Origin of the sequence: Thermovirga lienii, from assembly GCF_036847465.1 — a bacterium.
Classification (GTDB): domain Bacteria; phylum Synergistota; class Synergistia; order Synergistales; family Thermovirgaceae; genus Thermovirga; species Thermovirga lienii.
The window spans coordinates 201,707-220,012 of the sequence record NZ_DAITZW010000001.1 but is presented as its reverse complement, the minus strand read 5'-3'; the positions used below and the strand labels follow the sequence as shown (position 1 = coordinate 220,012).

13 protein-coding genes and 9 tRNA genes are annotated in these 18,306 nt (G+C 43.3%); 21 read left to right on the top strand and 1 reads right to left on the bottom strand.

What is annotated here, in order from left to right:
- The first annotated feature begins 130 nt into the window (after nt 1-130).
- The 5 genes from cobO to V7Z69_RS01145 are packed head-to-tail and all read left to right on the top strand — an operon-like array spanning nt 131 to nt 6,112.
- A complete protein-coding gene (gene cobO, locus V7Z69_RS01165) occupies nt 131-661 on the top strand; it encodes a cob(I)yrinic acid a,c-diamide adenosyltransferase (RefSeq protein ID WP_014163226.1) in 531 nt (176 codons plus the stop codon).
- A 41-nt stretch (nt 662-702) separates the two neighbouring features.
- Complete coding sequence (gene mnmA / locus V7Z69_RS01160; RefSeq protein ID WP_014163225.1) at nt 703-1,758, top strand: tRNA 2-thiouridine(34) synthase MnmA; 1,056 nt, start codon at nt 703-705, stop codon at nt 1,756-1,758.
- Nucleotides 1,755-4,268 carry a Lon protease family protein gene (locus V7Z69_RS01155; RefSeq protein ID WP_014163224.1) on the top strand — a complete coding sequence of 838 codons (2,514 nt, stop codon included), beginning with the start codon at nt 1,755-1,757 and terminating at the stop codon, nt 4,266-4,268. The genes mnmA and V7Z69_RS01155 overlap by 4 nt, the downstream gene beginning before the upstream one ends.
- The gene (locus V7Z69_RS01150; protein WP_014163223.1) at nt 4,240-4,974 is read left to right on the top strand and encodes an endonuclease III domain-containing protein; all 735 of its coding nucleotides are present in this window, start codon (nt 4,240-4,242) and stop codon (nt 4,972-4,974) included. The genes V7Z69_RS01155 and V7Z69_RS01150 overlap by 29 nt, the downstream gene beginning before the upstream one ends.
- Before the next feature lies 1 nt (nt 4,975).
- Nucleotides 4,976-6,112, top strand: coding sequence for a DUF362 domain-containing protein (locus tag V7Z69_RS01145; RefSeq protein WP_014163222.1), 1,137 nt, complete (start codon nt 4,976-4,978; stop codon nt 6,110-6,112).
- Nucleotides 6,113-6,206: 94 nt separating this feature from the next.
- On the opposite strand, the gene V7Z69_RS01140 is transcribed toward V7Z69_RS01145, so the two are convergent.
- Nucleotides 6,207-6,494 carry a YerC/YecD family TrpR-related protein gene (locus V7Z69_RS01140; RefSeq protein ID WP_014163221.1) on the bottom strand — a complete coding sequence of 96 codons (288 nt, stop codon included), beginning with the start codon at nt 6,492-6,494 and terminating at the stop codon, nt 6,207-6,209.
- 226 nt (nt 6,495-6,720) lie between these two features.
- Here V7Z69_RS01140 and V7Z69_RS01135 point away from each other — a divergent pair.
- From V7Z69_RS01135 to V7Z69_RS01060, 16 genes are all read left to right on the top strand, one after another.
- Nucleotides 6,721-6,795: transfer RNA gene (locus V7Z69_RS01135), tRNA-Ala, on the top strand.
- A 36-nt stretch (nt 6,796-6,831) separates the two neighbouring features.
- A tRNA-Pro gene (locus tag V7Z69_RS01130) sits at nt 6,832-6,909 on the top strand.
- A 7-nt stretch (nt 6,910-6,916) separates the two neighbouring features.
- Nucleotides 6,917-6,992 (top strand) — tRNA-Gly (locus V7Z69_RS01125).
- A 10-nt stretch (nt 6,993-7,002) separates the two neighbouring features.
- Nucleotides 7,003-7,079, top strand: a tRNA-Arg gene (locus V7Z69_RS01120).
- Nucleotides 7,080-7,092: 13 nt separating this feature from the next.
- A tRNA-His gene (locus tag V7Z69_RS01115) sits at nt 7,093-7,169 on the top strand.
- A gap of 6 nt (nt 7,170-7,175) precedes the next feature.
- Nucleotides 7,176-7,252 (top strand) — tRNA-Arg (locus tag V7Z69_RS01110).
- A gap of 22 nt (nt 7,253-7,274) precedes the next feature.
- A tRNA-Lys gene (locus V7Z69_RS01105) sits at nt 7,275-7,350 on the top strand.
- Between the two features lie 126 nt (nt 7,351-7,476).
- Nucleotides 7,477-7,552: transfer RNA gene (locus tag V7Z69_RS01100), tRNA-Lys, on the top strand.
- Between the two features lie 3 nt (nt 7,553-7,555).
- Nucleotides 7,556-7,640 (top strand) — tRNA-Leu (locus tag V7Z69_RS01095).
- A 188-nt stretch (nt 7,641-7,828) separates the two neighbouring features.
- Nucleotides 7,829-9,202 (top strand): trigger factor, encoded by a 1,374-nt coding sequence (gene tig, locus V7Z69_RS01090; RefSeq protein ID WP_014163220.1) that lies wholly within the window; start codon nt 7,829-7,831, stop codon nt 9,200-9,202.
- A gap of 25 nt (nt 9,203-9,227) precedes the next feature.
- Nucleotides 9,228-9,806 carry an ATP-dependent Clp endopeptidase proteolytic subunit ClpP gene (gene clpP, locus V7Z69_RS01085; protein ID WP_014163219.1) on the top strand — a complete coding sequence of 193 codons (579 nt, stop codon included), beginning with the start codon at nt 9,228-9,230 and terminating at the stop codon, nt 9,804-9,806.
- A 136-nt stretch (nt 9,807-9,942) separates the two neighbouring features.
- The gene (clpX, locus tag V7Z69_RS01080; protein WP_334138147.1) at nt 9,943-11,268 is read left to right on the top strand and encodes an ATP-dependent Clp protease ATP-binding subunit ClpX; all 1,326 of its coding nucleotides are present in this window, start codon (nt 9,943-9,945) and stop codon (nt 11,266-11,268) included.
- 31 nt (nt 11,269-11,299) lie between these two features.
- Nucleotides 11,300-13,669, top strand: a complete 2,370-nt coding sequence (lon, locus tag V7Z69_RS01075; RefSeq protein ID WP_041446038.1) for an endopeptidase La — start codon at nt 11,300-11,302, stop codon at nt 13,667-13,669.
- Entirely contained in the window at nt 13,666-14,298 is a 633-nt protein-coding gene (yihA, locus tag V7Z69_RS01070) for a ribosome biogenesis GTP-binding protein YihA/YsxC (protein WP_014163216.1), read from the top strand. The genes lon and yihA overlap by 4 nt, the downstream gene beginning before the upstream one ends.
- Nucleotides 14,299-14,326: 28 nt before the next feature.
- Nucleotides 14,327-16,987: a valine--tRNA ligase gene (locus V7Z69_RS01065; RefSeq protein ID WP_014163215.1), complete on the top strand. Its 2,661-nt coding sequence runs from the start codon at nt 14,327-14,329 to the stop codon at nt 16,985-16,987.
- Between the two features lie 13 nt (nt 16,988-17,000).
- On the top strand, nt 17,001-18,296 hold the full coding sequence (locus tag V7Z69_RS01060; protein ID WP_014163214.1) for a bifunctional folylpolyglutamate synthase/dihydrofolate synthase: 1,296 nt from the start codon (nt 17,001-17,003) through the stop codon (nt 18,294-18,296).
- Nucleotides 18,297-18,306 lie beyond the last annotated feature (10 nt).

The window sequence follows — 18,306 nt, the reverse complement described above, 5'->3', positions numbered from 1 at the left end:
TTCCACTTACGAGGATAATTGCCTTCATGTGCATTGACAAACCTCCAATCTGAAGGCATTGTAATGTTTAAAAGGGATATACTCAAGAACAAGTTTTGAAGATAAATTTTTATAAGCGGGGGGCAATTTTATGGCTTTTCTGGAAAAAGGATTGGTGCACGTATATACAGGCAACGGGAAAGGAAAAACAACTGCCGCACTGGGATTAGCTGTAAGAGCTGCAGGACATGGAGCGAGGATCGCCATAATTCAATTCATGAAAGGTTGGCCTTATTATGGGGAGATAGAAGGGCTCAAGAAGTTTGATAATATAACTCACCACTTGACTGGTAGACCGGATTTTGTGGACCCTAAGAATCCAGACCCAGCAGACTACCAGGGCGCGAAGGAAGGCCTTGCGTTAGCCAAAGAAGCGATAAGCTCAGGAAAGTATGATTTGGTAATTTTAGATGAGATAAACGTTGTTCTAGATTTCGGTCTTCTTGAGATCAAGGAAGTTTTGGATGTGGTAAAAAATCGTCCGAGCTCTGTGGAAATAGTTCTTACAGGAAGGTATGCACCAAAAGAGATCATAGAGGTAGCCGATTACGTTACGGAGATGGTTGAAGTCAAACACCCATACCGTTCGGGGTGTTCAAGCCGAAAGTGCATAGAATACTGATTTGAACCGAGATATGCTTTTTAAAACGAGGTGTATAGAAATTGAAAGAGAGGGTTTTAGTAGGTTTTAGTGGAGGAATAGATAGCACTATGGCTTGTTTCAGGCTGAGTGAAAAAGGATATGAGGTGATACCTGTAACTCTTTTCTTCGAAGGATTTCATCCCGAAAACAACATCGAAAAAGCTAGCGAGGTAGCCAAAGCTTTAGGCTTGGGAGATAAACACATAGTCCATCAATGCGGAGAGCTTTTCAGACGAGAAGTTATTGCCGATTTTCTGGGAAGCTATGAATTTGGCCTAACTCCCAATCCGTGTGTTGTATGCAATGAGAAGGTCAAGTTTAAGATCCTCATGGAGATCGCAGATACTAAAGGTTGTAGCAAGGTAGCCACTGGGCATTACGCAAGGATTTTTGCCACCAACAGAGGATTAAGGCTTTGCAGAGGAGTAGATCCGGCCAAGGACCAAAGCTATATGTTGTACAGACTGCCCAAAACCTTTTATTCTCGCTTACTTTTTCCTCATGGGAACTCCACTAAGCGAGAAGTTCAAAAAGAAGGCATTATGTTGTTTCCCGAGATCGCGAAGGGAATGAAAGAAAGCGAAGATTTGTGTTTTTTGGGTAAAGGGGAACTATATAATTTTTTAGAGGGAAATTTGAAGAATATATCTAGAGGTCCTATCTTAAGCATCGAAGGTGAAATTTTAGGCTATCACAGGGGTATACACAAGTATACCATTGGACAAAGACAAGGGTTGGGGTTAGCCGGCGGCCCCTGGTATGTGGTGGACAAGCTCCAAGGAGAAAACGCCATAGTGGTCGGTAGAAAGGAAGACCTGTCAATAGAGATTATACATTGTACTAATGCTGTACTACATGAGAAAATAACTGATGGGACAATGCTAGCCTTTAAACATCGTTATAAAGCAAGGCCAGCTTTGGGGATTATATCCAGAACAGGAGAGGATTCTTTCCTAGTAAAGGCCTTAAAGCCTGTTTATGGTGTGGCTCCAGGTCAGTCCTTGGTATTATATTCAGCATCAAGGGTTGTAGGTGGCGGCATCATTGAAAAAAGCGTTGGGAGGAATGGAGAATGATAAAACCGTTGAGCATAGAAAAACTTCGCAGAAGAACGAATCCTAAGGATTTGGGCTTCGAGACAACCATGGATATTGGAGGGTTGGAAACCCTGATTGGACAAAAAAGAGCAGTGGATGCCATATCCTTCGGGTTAAAGGTCTCCAATAAAGGCTACAATATTTTTGTCGTAGGTAGTCAAGGAAGTGGAAGGACGACTTATACCTTAGAGAGGGTGAAAGAGAACGCAAAAAAAGAAAAGGCTCCCAATGACTATTTGTATGCGTACAATTTTGACAACCCTGAGGAGCCCATTGCACTAAGCCTTCCTGCGGGAAAGGGCCCTGAGCTTGCAAAGCACATGTCCGATATGGTGGAGGAACTCAAGGGTGTTCTTAGTAAGGCCTTTGAAAATAGTGAATATGAGGATGCCAAAGCTCAATTGGTCAAAGAGTTCCAAGAGGATGTCAACAACCTTATGGAAGAGTTAAGGTCTTGGGCCCTTACAAAGGGTTTCGCCATCAAGAGGACACCTCAAGGGTTTGTGAACATACCAGTGATTTTGGATGAGGACTCCGATTCTGAATCGGATCAAGACCAAGAGGAAACACATGCGTCCCCCGATGATAAAAAAACAAAGCCGAAGTATAAAGAGATGCAACAGGAGGATTTTGAAGCTCTTTCGGAAGAAGAGCAAAAAGAGCTTCAGAAAAGGTCGGAAGAAGTTTCTCAGAAAACCCTAGAAGTTTTGCGCTTAGTGAGGGACAAAGAGAAAGAACTCAAGGAAAAGATAAAAACTTTAGAAGCAGAGATATGTAGGACGGCGATAATGCCTTATATGCAGGAACTGAAGGATAAATTCGGCGATGAAGGCAAACTTGGCGAATGGTTTAATGCTTTGCAGGAGGATATTATAAGTAATTTCAGTGTTTTTGTAGCTGCAGCTAGAGATGAGTCTATAAGTGAGCAGGAGTTTAGCAGATACGATTTGAACGTTTTTGTGACTAACGACCCTGAGAACGGAGCTCCTGTGGTGTGGGAGACCAATCCGTCATATTACAATCTCGCCGGTAAGATTGAGTACGAAAGTCGTCAAGGTATTTTGGCGACAGATTTCAGAAAGATAATAGCTGGTGCAATCCAAAAGGCAAATGGCGGGTATTTAATCCTTCAGGCCGAAGAAGTGTTGCGCAACTTTATGTCGTGGGACACCCTGAAAAGAGTCATTAGAACCCAGAAAATAAGAGTAGAAAACCTAGGCGAGCAGCTGGGCATAATACCAGTTTCATCCCTTAGACCTGAGCCAATAGATATAAATCTTAAAGTAATTTTAATAGGAAGTCGCTTGCTATATCATCTGTTGAACATTTATGATCCGGAATTCCAGAAACTTTTTAAGGTTAAAGCTGATTTCGACATTGACATGCCCAGAAACTTGGAGAACGAGAAACAGATGGCACTTTTTGTTGCTGGTTTCGTCCAAAAGGAGAAGCTAAAACATTTTTCTGCTGATGCTGTGGCAGAGCTAATAGAGTGGTCTTCCAGGCTGGCCGAACACTCTCAGAGAATGTCTACTCAGTTCAACAAGATATGTGAGGTCATAGTGGAGGCTTCTGCCTGGGCGGGAGAAGAGGAGGTAGTAAGAAAAGAACACGTTATAAAGGCCCTGAGAGAGAAACAATTTAGGTCAAACTTAGTTGAGGAGAGAATTTTTAACAGCTTCAAAGATGGAACTGTAAAAATCCAGACCGACGGATTAAAGGTCGGACAGATAAATGGATTGACAGTTGTAGATATGGGTGATTACTCCTTTGGGCACCCTGTTAGGATAACAGCTAACACTTACATGGGATCCGAAGGGGTAGTGAATATCGAACGAGAAGTAAAGATGACGGGCCCAATTCATAACAAAGGGTTGCTAATACTTGAGAGTTACTTGGGGGCGAAATATGCTCAGGAATTCCCTTTATCCCTTTCGGCTCGCATAACCTTTGAACAGACTTATTCAGGTATCGAAGGAGATAGTGCTTCGTCCACAGAATTGTATTGCTTGTTATCTTCTCTTTCCGACGTGCCCCTTAAGCAAGGAATAGCGGTTACGGGTTCGGTGGATCAACATGGTAATGTTCAGCCAATCGGAGGGGTTAACGAAAAGATAGAGGGATTTTTCAAGTACTGCAAGGTTAATGGACTTACAGGAGAGCAGGGTGTGATAATACCTGAACAAAACGTTAAGCACCTGATGTTAGACCATGAGGTTCTTGATGCAGTTGCCTCGGGTAAGTTCCATATTTGGGCTGTAAAGAATGTTGACGAAGGCATAGAGCTGCTGACAGGAATAGAAGCAGGCGTTCCTGATGACAAAGGCTGTTTCCCTCCTGATAGTATTCATGGCAGAGTCATGGCGAAGTTGAGAGGATGGATGGAGAAAGCAGCAAGGCTAAAGAAAGATTTGGATAAGGCAGATCGTTGTGCTAGGGAGAAGCAAGAAAAGGAAACAGATGAAGACAAGGACAAATCGAATAGTTAAAAGCATAAAAACGGACAAAGCCCCAATATACGCTCACAAGGAAAAGATAATACTCTGCCTGGATCTTTTGGAAGAAAAGTGGGGCAACGAGGGACGGCCTTCGTATGAGTCCTTTGAAGATCCTATTGATGGTTTGATAAAAACGGTTTTATCGCAAAACACCAACGATAAAAACCGGGACATGGCATGGGAATCGCTAAAGGATAGGTTTCCTTCATGGCAACAAGTCATTGACGCGAAAGTCGAGGAAGTAGCTGACGCAATAAGAAGCGCGGGTATTGCTAACGTCAAGGCTCAAAGAATAAAGAAAATCTTGGCCACAGTGAACGGCGTTTGGGGATCTTGCAGTCTTAAGGGACTAAAAAGACTGGAAAAAGAGGAAATAATAAGTTTTTTAAGCTCTTTGCCTGGAGTGGGTCCAAAGACAATAGCTTGCGTGTTGTTGTTTGATCTGGGCATTCCAGCATTCCCTGTGGATACTCATGTCGCTAGGCTCTCAAAAAGGTTGGGCTTTGTTGGAGGTAATACTCTACCGGAAGATATCGAAAAAATTTTGGAGGAATTGGTACCAGAGGAACGATTCCTGGGAGGACACCTTAACATGATAGCCCACGGTAGGGCCATTTGTAAGGCCTTAAATCCCAGGTGTCAATTATGCTCTCTGGCGCACCTATGTGAACATTTAAATTCAAAGGGAGCAGCTTGAAATGAAATACAAAGTTGGGTGTGCTCGATGCTACGAGTACGAAAGGGGTAAAGTCCTACAAGCCCTAAAGGAAGCTGTTGCGAGAGCTGATGGATTCCCCAAACTCAAAAAACAAATGATTGTCAAACCTAACATTTTGGCCCCCCGACGTCCTGAGGAGGCTGTAACTACACATCCCGAAGTGGTCAAAGGGTTAATTACACTAGTTCGTGAAACGGTAAGCAGCGACATGGAGTTCGTGGTGGCCGACAGCCCTGGATATATCTTCACAGAGCAGAGGGATATGCTATTTCAAGTTACTGGCATGGCTGATCTGTCTAGGGATGGTTTAGCCACAGTCGAACTTCTTTCCGACAGGGGGCTTGTTGAAGTAGAAAAAGAGGATGCTAAAAGTCTGAAATCTCTCAGAGTTGCTCGAATATGGCTTGATGAAAAATATTCCACAATCAACGTTGCCAAACTAAAAACTCATGTGGAAACCTTGATTACAGGTTGCATAAAAAACATATTCGGCATAGCTGACAGAAAAACTCGAAAGGAGGCTCACGCCTCCATTACCCAGAGAAAGTTCTTGGATGCCATAGTGGATATCTATGCTCTGAGGGAGCCAGATTTCCATGTTATGGATGCTGTAACAGTTATGGAAGGTAATGGACCTTCTCACGGTAATCCTAGGACAGGGGGATGGATTTTCGCTTCGAACAATGCACTGGCTATAGACATGGTTGCTGCCTATCTTATGGGGTATGAGGATCCTTTAAGTGTTCCTCTTTTGAAAGCAGCTTCGGAAAGGAAATATGGCCCGTCTTCATTGAATGATATCGAACTTGTTGGAGCGACCTTGGAAGAGCTACGTATTGACGACTACAAGAGGGTTGTATCTTTCATATCCCAGATGCCCTCTTTTATCAGAGGAATGGTACATAACCTTGTATATTTCTATCCTTTCCTCAATAGGGATACTTGTCTTAAATGTGGAATATGCAAAAAAGTCTGCCCTGTAGATGCTATTCGAATGGAAACTTTTCCAATCATAGATAGGGCAAAGTGTGTAAAGTGTCTTTGTTGTCATGAAATGTGCCCCAACGGTTCCATGGCGCTGCGGGAAAGTTTGCTGAAAAAGATAATCAAAAGATGATTGTTAATTTAGTCATAAACTTAGGGAGGTTGCAGATCAGCAACCCCCCTTAAGTTTGCAAATTTATTGATTCCTTTATTGTTACAGTATTAGGTTATTCTTTTATCCTTTCAAGTACTGTCTTGTAGCCATCTGCTCCGTATTCTAGGAACTTTTTGACTCTGCTTATAGTGGCCGTACTGGCACCTGTTTGCTGAGCGATTTGAGGGTAGGTATAACCTTCGCTCAACAACCTAGCTACTTCCAATCTCTGCGCCAAAGCTCTAATTTCACCAATCGTCGCTATATCCTCCAATAGAGCATATACTTCCTCTGGGGTTTCCAGCGACAAAATGGCCTTGCACAGTTGATCGGTCAACCTGTCCTTCCACTTCTCAGTCATGTTAGTCGTCCTCCTTCGCAAAATTATGTCATTAAACAACTCAAGTATTGTGTTCTAGTCTATTTTAGCAACATGTTTTACAATACACAAGTATTGCCGCGTGAAACTGCTAAATTCAACGAAAAATGCACGAGTTGTCAGGAATTTAAAATATAAAGCAGCAGAGGGCTTGACAAGGTACCTATTGGAATCTAGAATTGTCGCCGGCACTTGGGAATTGAGGCCAGGGGCTGTAGCGCAGAGGGAGCGCGCTTCCTTCGCACGGAAGAGGTCGGGGGTTCGAGTCCCCCCAGCTCCACCAGAGGGTTGTAAAGCTGGTCTTGTTTGTGTAGAATATCGGGGCGTAGCGCAGTCTGGTTAGCGCACCTGCTTTGGGAGCAGGGGGTCGAAGGTTCGAATCCTTTCGCCCCGACCAAGTAAAGGCGGGAATAGCTCAGTTGGCAGAGCGACGGCCTTCCAAGCCGTAGGTCGCGGGTTCGAATCCCGTTTCCCGCTCCAGGTTTCAAACGCGCTTGTAGCTCAGCTGGACAGAGCAACGGACTTCTAATCCGTAGGTCGCAGGTTCGAATCCTGCCAAGCGCGCCATAATATAAAGATGGTGGGCGTAGCTCAACTGGTCAGAGCGCTGGACTGTGGCTCCAGAGGTTGGGGGTTCGAGTCCCCTCGCTCACCCCATCAAAAGCGCCCGTAGCTCAGCTGGATAGAGCGGCGGACTTCGGATCCGTAGGTCGCGGGTTCAAATCCTGCCGGGCGCGCCAAAGTAAGCTAGGTAAATGCAAAGGGCCATTAGCTCAACTGGTAGAGCACCTGACTCTTAATCAGGGGGTTACAGGTTCGAGTCCTGTATGGCCCACCATTTTTAAGTTGGTAAAGTTCCGGATGCTGTCTGGAACTTTTGTTTTAATTTAGGCTTTATTTTAAGGCTTATAAGTTGTTGACAACGTGGCTTTCTCTCTTTAGAATGTTCTCTGTTTTGTTTATCGGGTCATTAGCTCAACTGGTAGAGCACCTGACTCTTAATCAGGGGGTTACAGGTTCGAGTCCTGTATGACCCACCAATTGCGAGAGTGGCGGAATTGGTATACGCGCTGGACTTAGGATCCAGTGCCTTCGGGCGTAGGGGTTCGAGTCCCCTCTCTCGCACCAAGAGTGAAGCTTATGAAACCCCTTCTTGTATGTGGAGGGGTTTCTTTTGTTGGCAACGCCATTCATCTTTTGTATCTTTCTATAAATGTGTGTTTGTGCTAATATTTCTTGAGTTGTATAGATTTATGACAGTAATCTTTTATGTTGTAACAAAAACTAAAAAAGAAACTTGGAGGGAGTTGTAGTAATTGCGTTCAGAAATAATATCTCAAGAGAAAAATGTGGTAAAAATACAGGCTCAGGTGTCTCAGGAAGATTTTAAGAAGTCTTTTGAGGCAGCTATTAACGAATTGCGAAGACGAGCTAATATCAAGGGTTTTCGTAAAGGTAAAGTTCCGAGAAACGTATTGCTTTTGCACCTTGGCAAGGAGGCTATTCAGTCTGAGGCTCTTGAGAAACTTATCCCTGAAATGCTGGATAAGATCGTGGAGGATTATGGGCTTGACTTGATAGACAGGCCCAAAGTGGAAATTGATGAGATAAAGGACGACGAACCTATCAATTTGACTTTTACCTTTGAGACTCGCCCAGAAGTGGAACTTCCAGAGATAGAAGAACTGGAGGTTGAGAAGCAAGTTGTAGATGTGAACGATGAGCTGGTTGACAAGGCTATAGAGGAGATAAGGGCCTCTTTCTCCGAGAGAGAGCCGGTGAAGGATAGGCCGATCAAAGAAGGGGACATAGTGGAGATCAGCTATTCCGTGCAGGTAGAGGGAAGCAAAGAGCAGCAGGAGCCTCAGAAGACTACAGTAGAGGCTTCGCCCAATACGTTGAGAAAGGAATTTCTGGATGCCCTGTTAGGCAAAGAAATTGGCAGTAAAGTGGAAGTAGAGCTTGACGTACCAAAAGAGAAGAACGAGACCGAAGATGAAGGTGACGGGAACGCTACAGAAAAAGTTAGGTACGAAATAGAGGTTCTCGCTGTCTTTGAGAAGAAACTTCCCGAAATTGGCCCAGAACTCTTCAAAAAGGTCTTTGGAGAAGAAGTTAATGACGAGGAGGCATTCAGACAGAAAGTTAAAGAAGCTCTCGAGGCAAGGTTCAATGAAGAGAGCCTAGAGGCGCTGAAAGAGAAGGCTGTTGAGTTAGTGTGCGAAAAAAGCTCAGTGGAGCTGCCTGACACGCTGGTCGAGCGGCAAATGGAAGAGCTTAAAAACGAAGATATGAAAATGGTTCAGCAGCGCTTTGGAAAGTCATGGGAGGAATACGTCAAAGAGACAAACCTAAACGAAGAAGAATACATGGAGAATCTTAAAAAATACGCTGAAAAGCTGGTGAAACGCTCTCTTGTCCTGGAGGCTATAGCGGACAAAGAAGGGATATCGGTGGACAAAGAAGACCTTCAGCGTGAAATAGCCAAGCTCGCCCAATCAGTAAATGCGGACCCTGAAAGGGTGCAACAGATTCTCGCGCAAGACAAGGAGCGTTTGTCCAACATAATAGGCAAAATAAGGTTTGAAAAAACCGTCAATAATTTGATGGAGCGCATGAAAGTAAAAGAAGTCTCTGCTGGTAAAAACGAGGATGAAGTTGGTGAAGGAGAAGCAAAAAACGATAATTAATAACTGAAGGTTAGGAGGTATGCCTATGCTCATACCTATGGTAATAGAACAGACTGGACGAGGTGAAAGGGCATACGATATCTACAGTCGGCTGCTAAAGGACAGAATAGTGTTCATAGGAGAGGCTATTGACGATCATCTAGCAAACCTGGTTGTAGCTCAGTTGCTTTTCTTGGAGAGCGAAGACCCAGAAAAAGATGTCTATGTATATATAAATAGTCCTGGGGGAGTTATAACGTCTGGTCTAGCGATATATGACACTATGCAATATATAAAGTGTCCAGTATCTACTATCTGCATAGGACAAGCGGCCAGTATGGCAGCAGTTCTTTTGGCTGGAGGGGAACCTGGTAAGCGGATAGCTCTTCCAAGTGCGAGGATAATGCTTCATCAGCCGCTGGGAGGAGCGCAAGGACAGGCAGTAGACATAGAGATTCATGCCAGGGAGATTCTGAGGCTAAAGGAGAGGTTGAACGATATACTTACGTACCACACTAAGCAGCCTAGGGAAAAAATAGAGGCCGATACGGATCGGGACTTCTTTATGTCCGCTGAAGAAGCAAAAGAGTACGGTATAATCGACCAAGTAATCGAAAAAAGGTAAAGCACGACTCGTGAGGAGTTTGCATTTAAAAGTGGGCGCGAACGAAGGGAGTCCAATAGCGGTCTCCCTTCGTTTCTTGTAAAATAGCATGAACGAAATACAAAAATGTGTTGTGCGAATTGAGAGGTGCACATAAATGAGCAACGTTACAAGAGGAAAGAGTGGAAGAAAAGAAATTGAACATAGGTGCTCTTTTTGTGGAAAATCCCAAAGAGAGGTAAAGAAACTTGTGGCAGGTCCAGGAGTTTACATATGCGATGAATGCATAAATTTGTGTAATATCATTTTAAAAAATGATTTGATAGACACGCAAGACGATGCATTGAGTAAAGACTATAACATGAATAGACCTGCCTCTGCTAAGGCAGTTGGTACCAACTTGCCCAAACCCACAGAGATAAAGAAATTTTTAGACCAATACGTTATAGGTCAAGAGTACGCGAAAAAAGTCTTAGCAGTGGCAGTTTACAACCATTATAAAAGGATTTATGAGTTCGACAGGAGCGAAGATGATGAAGTAGAAATGGCCAAGAGCAACGTGCTTTTGATTGGGCCTACGGGATGTGGTAAGACGCTATTGGCTGAGACTTTGGCAAGAATGCTGGAAGTGCCTTTTGCTATAGCAGATGCAACTACGCTGACAGAAGCAGGATATGTGGGAGAAGATGTAGAAAACATTTTAGTTAGACTTTTACAAGCTGCTGACTATGATGTTGCCTTAGCGGAGAGAGGTATTATCTACATTGACGAAATCGACAAGATATCCAGAAAATCTCAATCGGTTTCCATAACGAGAGATGTATCTGGGGAGGGTGTACAGCAGGCCCTTCTGAGAATAATTGAGGGGACGGTAGCCAACGTCCCTCCAAAGGGAGGACGCAAGCATCCACATCAAGATTTCATACAGGTGAATACCAAGAACATTCTTTTTATATGTGGTGGTGCATTTGATGGTCTTGAAGAAATTGTGGAAAGGCGCTTGAACAAAAAGATTATAGGTTTTGGAGGTAAGCTCGCATCGGAGGACTTGGATGCCAGGAAGATTTTACGGCATGTTATACCGGAAGACCTACTTGTGTATGGTTTCATACCAGAGTTCGTAGGCAGGCTTCCCGTTATAGCGCCCATGGACGCTCTGGATACTGAAGATTTGGTTAAAATCCTTGTGGAGCCTAAAAACGCTCTTATAAAACAATACAAAAAGGCATTCTCCTTGGAGGGAATAGAACTTGAGGTTACAGAGAAAGCCCTTTTGAATATCGCAGAAGAAGCAAAGAAACGAAATACTGGTGCAAGAGGGCTTAGGTCGATTTTAGAATCATTGATGCTCGATTTGATGTATGAATTCCCAGAAAAGGCTCAGAAAGTACGAAAGGTGATAATTGACGAGGAGTACGTGAAGGACAAGAAGGGACCAATTATTGAGTACAACGATAAGGGTGAGAATGAGGAGGTAGCGTAGATTGACCAAAGATACAGTGGAAAAGGATCAAATGAACGATCTAAAGGAGGACACAGGGGCGAAAGATGAAAAAACCGTTCTTCCCCTTTTACCAGTTAGGGATATAGTACTTTTCCCTGGGGTGGTTACTCCTCTTTTTGTAGGTAGAGCTCGCTCCAAGAAAGCCCTTGAGTGGGCATTGAACAATGGGGACAGAAAGATCTGTATTGTGACCCAAAAGGATGTGAATATTGAGGAGCCAAGCCTTGATGATCTGTATAAGGTTGGAGTAATCGCTAACGTGCTTCAAATGGTGAGATTGCCTGACGGAACAGTAAAAGTTCTAGTTGAAGGCGTAAAGAGGATTTATGTGGAGGAGCTAATTGATTCCGATGATTTTTATATGTGCTCCTACAAACAAATAGATGAACTAGAAAATCAAGATGATGAATCATTGGAACCATTGAAGAGATCGGTTTTGAACCAATTTGAGAGGTACGTGTCTCTACATCCAAGGATACCTCCTGAAATTTTAATGACTTTGTCAGATGTTGAAGACCCATCCCAGTTGGCTGATTTGGTGGCGTCTCACCTAATGGTGAAAATAAAAGAGCGCCAGGATATCCTTGAATCCGTAGACGTGAAAGAGCGATTGGAGAAAATTTTAAAAGTCTTGTTTCAAGAAATAGAATTGCTCCAGCTTGAGCTGTCGATTCAAGAAAAAGTGAAGCAGCAACTGGAAAAGAGCCAAAAGGAGTACTATCTCAGAGAGCAGCTTAGGATAATTCAAAATGAACTAGGGCAAGAAGAGTATTCAGAGATAGAACAACTAAGAAAAAGCATATTAGATGCAAAAATGCCTCCTGAGGCCCAGGAGAAAGCTTTACATGAACTTGAGCGGATGGCAAAGATGCCGCCCCTTTCGGCCGAGGCCACTGTTGTTCGGACATATATTGATTGGCTCATAAATATGCCATGGGAGAAGCGCACCAGGGATACAGTAGATATAAGGTTGGCCAAGAAGGTTTTGGATGAAGATCATTACGGTTTGGATGAAGCAAAGGAAAGGATATTGGAGTTTTTAGCTGTCAGGAAGAGAGCCTCAGGTAGGGTAAAATCTCAAGTTTTGTGCTTCGTGGGACCTCCAGGAGTGGGTAAAACATCCTTGGGCAGATCTATAGCCAAAGCTACAGGCAGGAAGTTTGCCAACATGTCCCTTGGAGGAATAAGAGACGAAGCAGAGATAAGAGGACACAGGAGAACCTACATAGGTTCTTTGCCTGGAAGGATAATACAGAAGATACGACAGGTTGGAACGAAAAATCCCGTAATATTGCTGGACGAAATCGATAAGATTGGGGCTGACTTCAGGGGAGACCCCGCAGCAGCACTCCTCGAGGTTTTGGATCCTGAGCAGAACTATGCTTTTACGGATCATTTTTTGGAAGTTCCTTTTGATTTAAGCAACGTAATGTTCATAACTACAGCTAACGTGGTGCACACGATACCTAAGCCACTTTTGGACAGGATGGAAGTTATTAAACTCCCTGGCTACGTAATGGAGGAAAAGTACCAGATAGCCAAAAGACATCTAATTCCCAAAGTGCTCAAGGAGCATGGTTTAAGTGAAAAAGAGTTGATAATATTACCGACAGCGATAAAAAGGATAATATCAGACTACACTAAGGAAGCAGGGGTAAGGGAGCTAGAACGTCAGTTGGCGAAGATTGCCAGGAAGGTGACGAAACGCATCGTTGAATCAGAACAATCAAATAAGGGTGCCTCTGCCACAGAAAAAATAGGGGTAAAAAACCTTCGTAAATATCTAGGTGTGCCCAGAAATTATGACACTGGTATTCCTCGGGAACCCCAAGTTGGAGCAATGGTAGGCTTAGCATGGACTCAATTCGGAGGAGATATCCTGATAATAGAAGCCGTAACAATGAGGGGAAAAGGAAACATTATTTTGACTGGAAATCTAGGCGAAGTTATGCAAGAGTCGGCTCGGGCAGCCTTGAGTTATCTGAAATCTCACTCGGATGAGTTGAACATTAAGGATGTCAAATGGGATGAAATAGATATCCATGTGCATGTGCCTGAGGGAGCAATACCTAAGGACGGTCCTTCGGCGGGTGTGGCACTTGCCACAGTACTTTACTCCGTCGTTTCAGGGAAAAGAATTCGCAATGATGTCGCCATAACGGGAGAAACAACCCTAAGAGGCATGGTCCTTCCTGTTGGCGGAATAAGGGAGAAAATTTTGGCTGCCAAACGATACGGCATCAAGGAAGTTCTTTTACCTGAAGGGAACAAAGTAGACGTTGAGGAGATGCCCCAGTGGGCGATAAAAGGTCTTAAAATAACCTTCATAGGAGAAGTAAGCGAAGCAATAAATAGATGTGTGAGTGATAACGGAAAATGAAAAAGTGGCATGGGGAATTGATAAAAACCGCATTTACAAAAGAACAGTTTCCTCCCGAAAGATATCCTGAGATTGCCTTTGCTGGGAGATCTAACGTGGGGAAATCATCACTGATAAATGTGCTGCTGGGGACTAAAATAGCTAAAGTAAGCAGTAATCCCGGCAAGACGCGAAGCATTAACTTTTACATGGTGGAAGCCAAAAGTAAATTCTATTTAGTAGATCTGCCGGGTTTTGGTTACGCTAAAAGGGATAAAGGAGAAAGAAATAAATGGGCAAAACTAATTGATTTTTATTCAAAAAACAGATCATCTCTTCTTCTAATAGTCCATCTGGTAGATTTTCGCCATGGATTTTTGGAGAATGACATCATCCTTCAAAATTGGATGAGCAGCCAAGGGCTTCAAAGTTTAGTGGTTTTCACCAAAGTAGATAAAGTTCCTACTACTAAAAGACTTAGTTTCTTGAAAAAGTATGCAGGGCAAATGCCTCCTGAATCTTTTGGTCCTTTGTGCGTTTCCTCTGTGAATAAAACAGGGGTTGAGGAATTGAAAAGTTTTTTAATTAATTACATAGATTCAACACTCGAAGAAAAGGCAAAAGACCTGGGTTTTTCGATCAAAAATTAAAAATAACAACAACGGAGGAGGACATGCTATGGCTCAGAAAGCAAGAGAAATAGGAAAAAGCTATGACCCTATGCCTTTGGAGGACAAGTGGTATGAGCGCTGGTTGGAATCGGGCATTTTTCATTCAGAGCCTGATGATAAGAGGAACCCTTTTTGCATAGTTATACCTCCTCCTAATGTGACAGGGTCTCTTCATATGGGACATGCTTTGAATAATACTCTCCAAGACATTTCCTGCAGATACAAGCGGATGGCTGGGTACAATGTGATGTGGCTTCCAGGAACTGATCATGCAGGAATAGCAACTCAAAACGTAGTGGAAAGAAAACTTCAAGAGGAAGGTAAGACCAGACACGACCTTGGAAGGGATGTTTTTGTACAAAGAGTATGGGAATGGAAAGAAGAATATGGGAGCAGAATAATAAACCAATTGAAGAAATTAGGGGCCTCCTGTGACTGGGAAAGAGAACGATTTACCATGGATGAAGGCCTATCTAGAGCCGTAAGGGCAGTATTCGTGCGACTATACAAAGAGGGTTTAATATATAAAGGAAAGTACATTATAAATTGGTGCCCTAGGTGTCATACCGCCCTGTCTGATTTGGAAGTAGAACATACCCCCAAAAAGGGAAAGCTTTATCATGTTCTGTATCCCTTCGCAGATGGCTCAGAGGGAGGAGTCGTAGTAGCCACTACCAGACCAGAGACTATTTTGGGGGACGTGGCCATAGCCGTTCACCCCAGGGATGAAAGGAACGCAGCCTATATAGGGAAAAAAGTGGTTGTCCCACTATGTAATAGAGTTATTTCGATAATAGAGGACAACATGGTAGATCCAGAATTTGGAACGGGTTTGGTTAAGATTACCCCGGCTCACGACCCCAATGACTTTTTGGTTGGCCAAAGGCATAATCTGCCACAGATTCAGGTAATAGACGAGAACGGCAAGATGAACGAGGAGGCAGGCAGTGCCTTCGTGGGGTTAGATAGATTTGAGGCAAGAGAAAAAATTGTGGAGATGCTCAAAGACGCTGGACTGTTAGTAGAGGTAGTGGAGCATGAGCACTCGGTGGGGACTTGTTATCGTTGTGGCACGGTAATTGAGCCTTACCTATCGGAACAGTGGTTTGTAAGAACAAAGCCGCTTGCAGAAGAGGGAATCAAGGTTGTAAAAGAAGGGAAGATCAAAATTATCCCGGGACAGTGGGAGAATACTTATTACCAGTGGATGGAGAATATAAGAGACTGGTGCATTTCCCGACAACTGTGGTGGGGGCATCGCATACCTGCATGGACATGCTCTGATTGTGGACACGTTACAGTATCGGAAGAGGATCCTACATGTTGTGAAAAGTGTCAAAGCGAAAACATATCTCAAGACGAAGATGTGCTTGATACTTGGTTTAGCAGTGCGTTGTGGCCTTTCTCTACACTTGGATGGCCGGAGGAGACAGATGATCTTAAGTATTACTATCCTACCAGTCTCTTAGTGACAGGATTCGATATTCTCTTTTTCTGGGTAGCAAGAATGATAATGATGGGGCTCAAATTTATGAATGATGTACCTTTTAGACATGTTTATATTCACGCGTTAGTGAGAGATGAGCATGGACAAAAAATGAGCAAATCCAAAGGGAACGTAATTGACCCCCTAGAGATAATCAATGTGCATGGGGCGGATGCACTGCGAATGACGTTGGCAGCTTTAACGGTGCAAGGTAGAGATATATACTTGAGCAAAGAGAGGATAGAAACCTATAGACATTTCCTCAACAAAATATGGAACGCTGCGAGGTTCGCCCTCATGAACACCGCTGATTTCCAGGAGGACCACGTCGGCGATCTTGCTCTAAGAGTTCATGATACATGGATAAAATCCAAATTGAGCAAAGTCATAAAAAACGTAACAGAGTATCTAGAAGGATACTATTATGGTGAAGCCGCTAGACTTCTTTATGATTTTGTTTGGAGTGACCTTTGCGACTGGTATTTGGAGATGGCAAAACCAGCTTTGAGGGGAGATGAGGGAGAACATCGCAGAAGGACGACTCAAAAGGTCCTGTTGGATGTTTTTAGAGATGTCATCAAACTTCTTCATCCTTTCATTCCATTCGTAACTGAAGAGTTGTGGCATGCGTTCGGCTTCTCCAATCAGTTCTTAGAGAAAGAAGATTGGCCTGTAGCGCAGGATCTCGTAGAAGAACAGGACGCAGAAAAGAACATGAACACCTTACAGAATATAGTTAGAGATATAAGGAATCTAAGAGCAGAAGCAAGGCTTGCACCTCAAGAGAAGGTGCCTGAATGCTATTTGTTTGTAAAGGGTTCAAAGGATTTACAATTTGTAAAGGAAAACGAAGATATCATAAAGCTACTGACCAAGGTGGAAAACATAAAGTTCATTGAGCAAGATGGCTCGAAGCCAAGTAAAGCTTTGGCATCTGTATCTGATTATGGAGAGGCTTTCTTGGTAGTAGATGGAATTATAGATATCGAGGAAGAAATAAAGAGGCTAGAGAAAGAGAAAAGTAGTGTTCTTGAGGCCATAAAGAAATCTGAAAATAAACTGAGCAACGAAAAGTTTTTGGCAAATGCTCCCGATGAGATAGTGGAAAAGGAGAAAAAGAGGCTAGAGGATAATAAGGAGAAACTTAAAAGGATAGAAATGAACCTGGAAAGGTTCAGATGAGATTATTTGGAACATGGGAAAGAAAATTGAGACCTTCGAAAAAATTGAACGTTTAATATCAGATGTATCAAGCAATAGTATAAAACCAGGATTGGGCAGGGTTGCCAAGCTCCTTAAGGAGCTTGGCAACCCTGAACGCAGGTTTCAAGCTATACACGTTTTAGGTACAAACGGTAAAGGTTCTACCGCCTGTTTCATCAAGTCCATATTAGAAGAAACAGGAGCCCGGGTTGCCCTTTACTCTAGTCCCCATATTCATCACTTTGGTGAACGGCTCGTAATTGGCGACGAACCTGTGGATAGCGCTATATGGTTGGATAAACTTGACGAAGTGGAAAAGATCTTGAAAAAAATTAATGATAGGCCTTCCTTCTTTGAAGTTTCTACTGCCATAGCATTTTCTATCCTAGCGGAGGCTGATGTGGATTTTGCGGTAATAGAAGCAGGTCTTGGAGGAAGATTGGATGCAACGAATATTGTACCCAACGTGTTAGTGTCGGTTTTTACTGATATAGCGATGGATCATCAGGAGTTCTTGGGCGATGACATCTTATCCATAGCAAAAGAAAAATTCTCGGCTCTAAGGCCCCAGGGTAGAAGCTGCTATATAGGAGGAGAGGCTTCAGTTGAGGATTTATATATAACTATATCTCAGAGACTCGGAAATGAAGGGCATCTTGTCGTACGTGAATGGGAATTTAGATTAAAGAAAATGGATCTAGCAGGTACTGTATTTGACATATATACCCCCAATGGACCTTTTGAGGACTTGAAAGTATCGTTGAAGGGGATCCATCAAATAAGAAATGCGGCCAATGCCCTAATGGCCATAAAACTTTTAGAAAAAGAGGGGACAATTACCGTATCCGAGAAAGATATACGGAAAGGATTTTTGAAAGCCAAATGGCCAGGCCGTTTTGATGTTGTAGAAAAAAATGGAAAGACCATTATTTTGGATGGAGCTCATAATCCCCATGGAATGGCTGCGTTAGTGTCCTCCATGAAAAATATCTTGCCCAATGTTAAGCCCTCCATTCTCTTTGCGGCTATGAAGGATAAAGATTACGCAGAGAGCCTGAAGATACTAAAGGAGATAAAGGGCGACCTTTTTGCTGTATCGGTACCAGGAATGGATAGGAGCGAAAGACCTGAGAATTTGGTTTCTACTGCCAGTCGTATAGGATGGGAGGGGCGGTGTGAACCAGTGGACGACCTCCAATCCGCTTTAATTAAAGCCATGAAGCGCAACGATATCATTTTATGCTGTGGCAGCTTGTATCTAATAGATAGACTCTATAAGCTTTTGTAGGAGGTACATC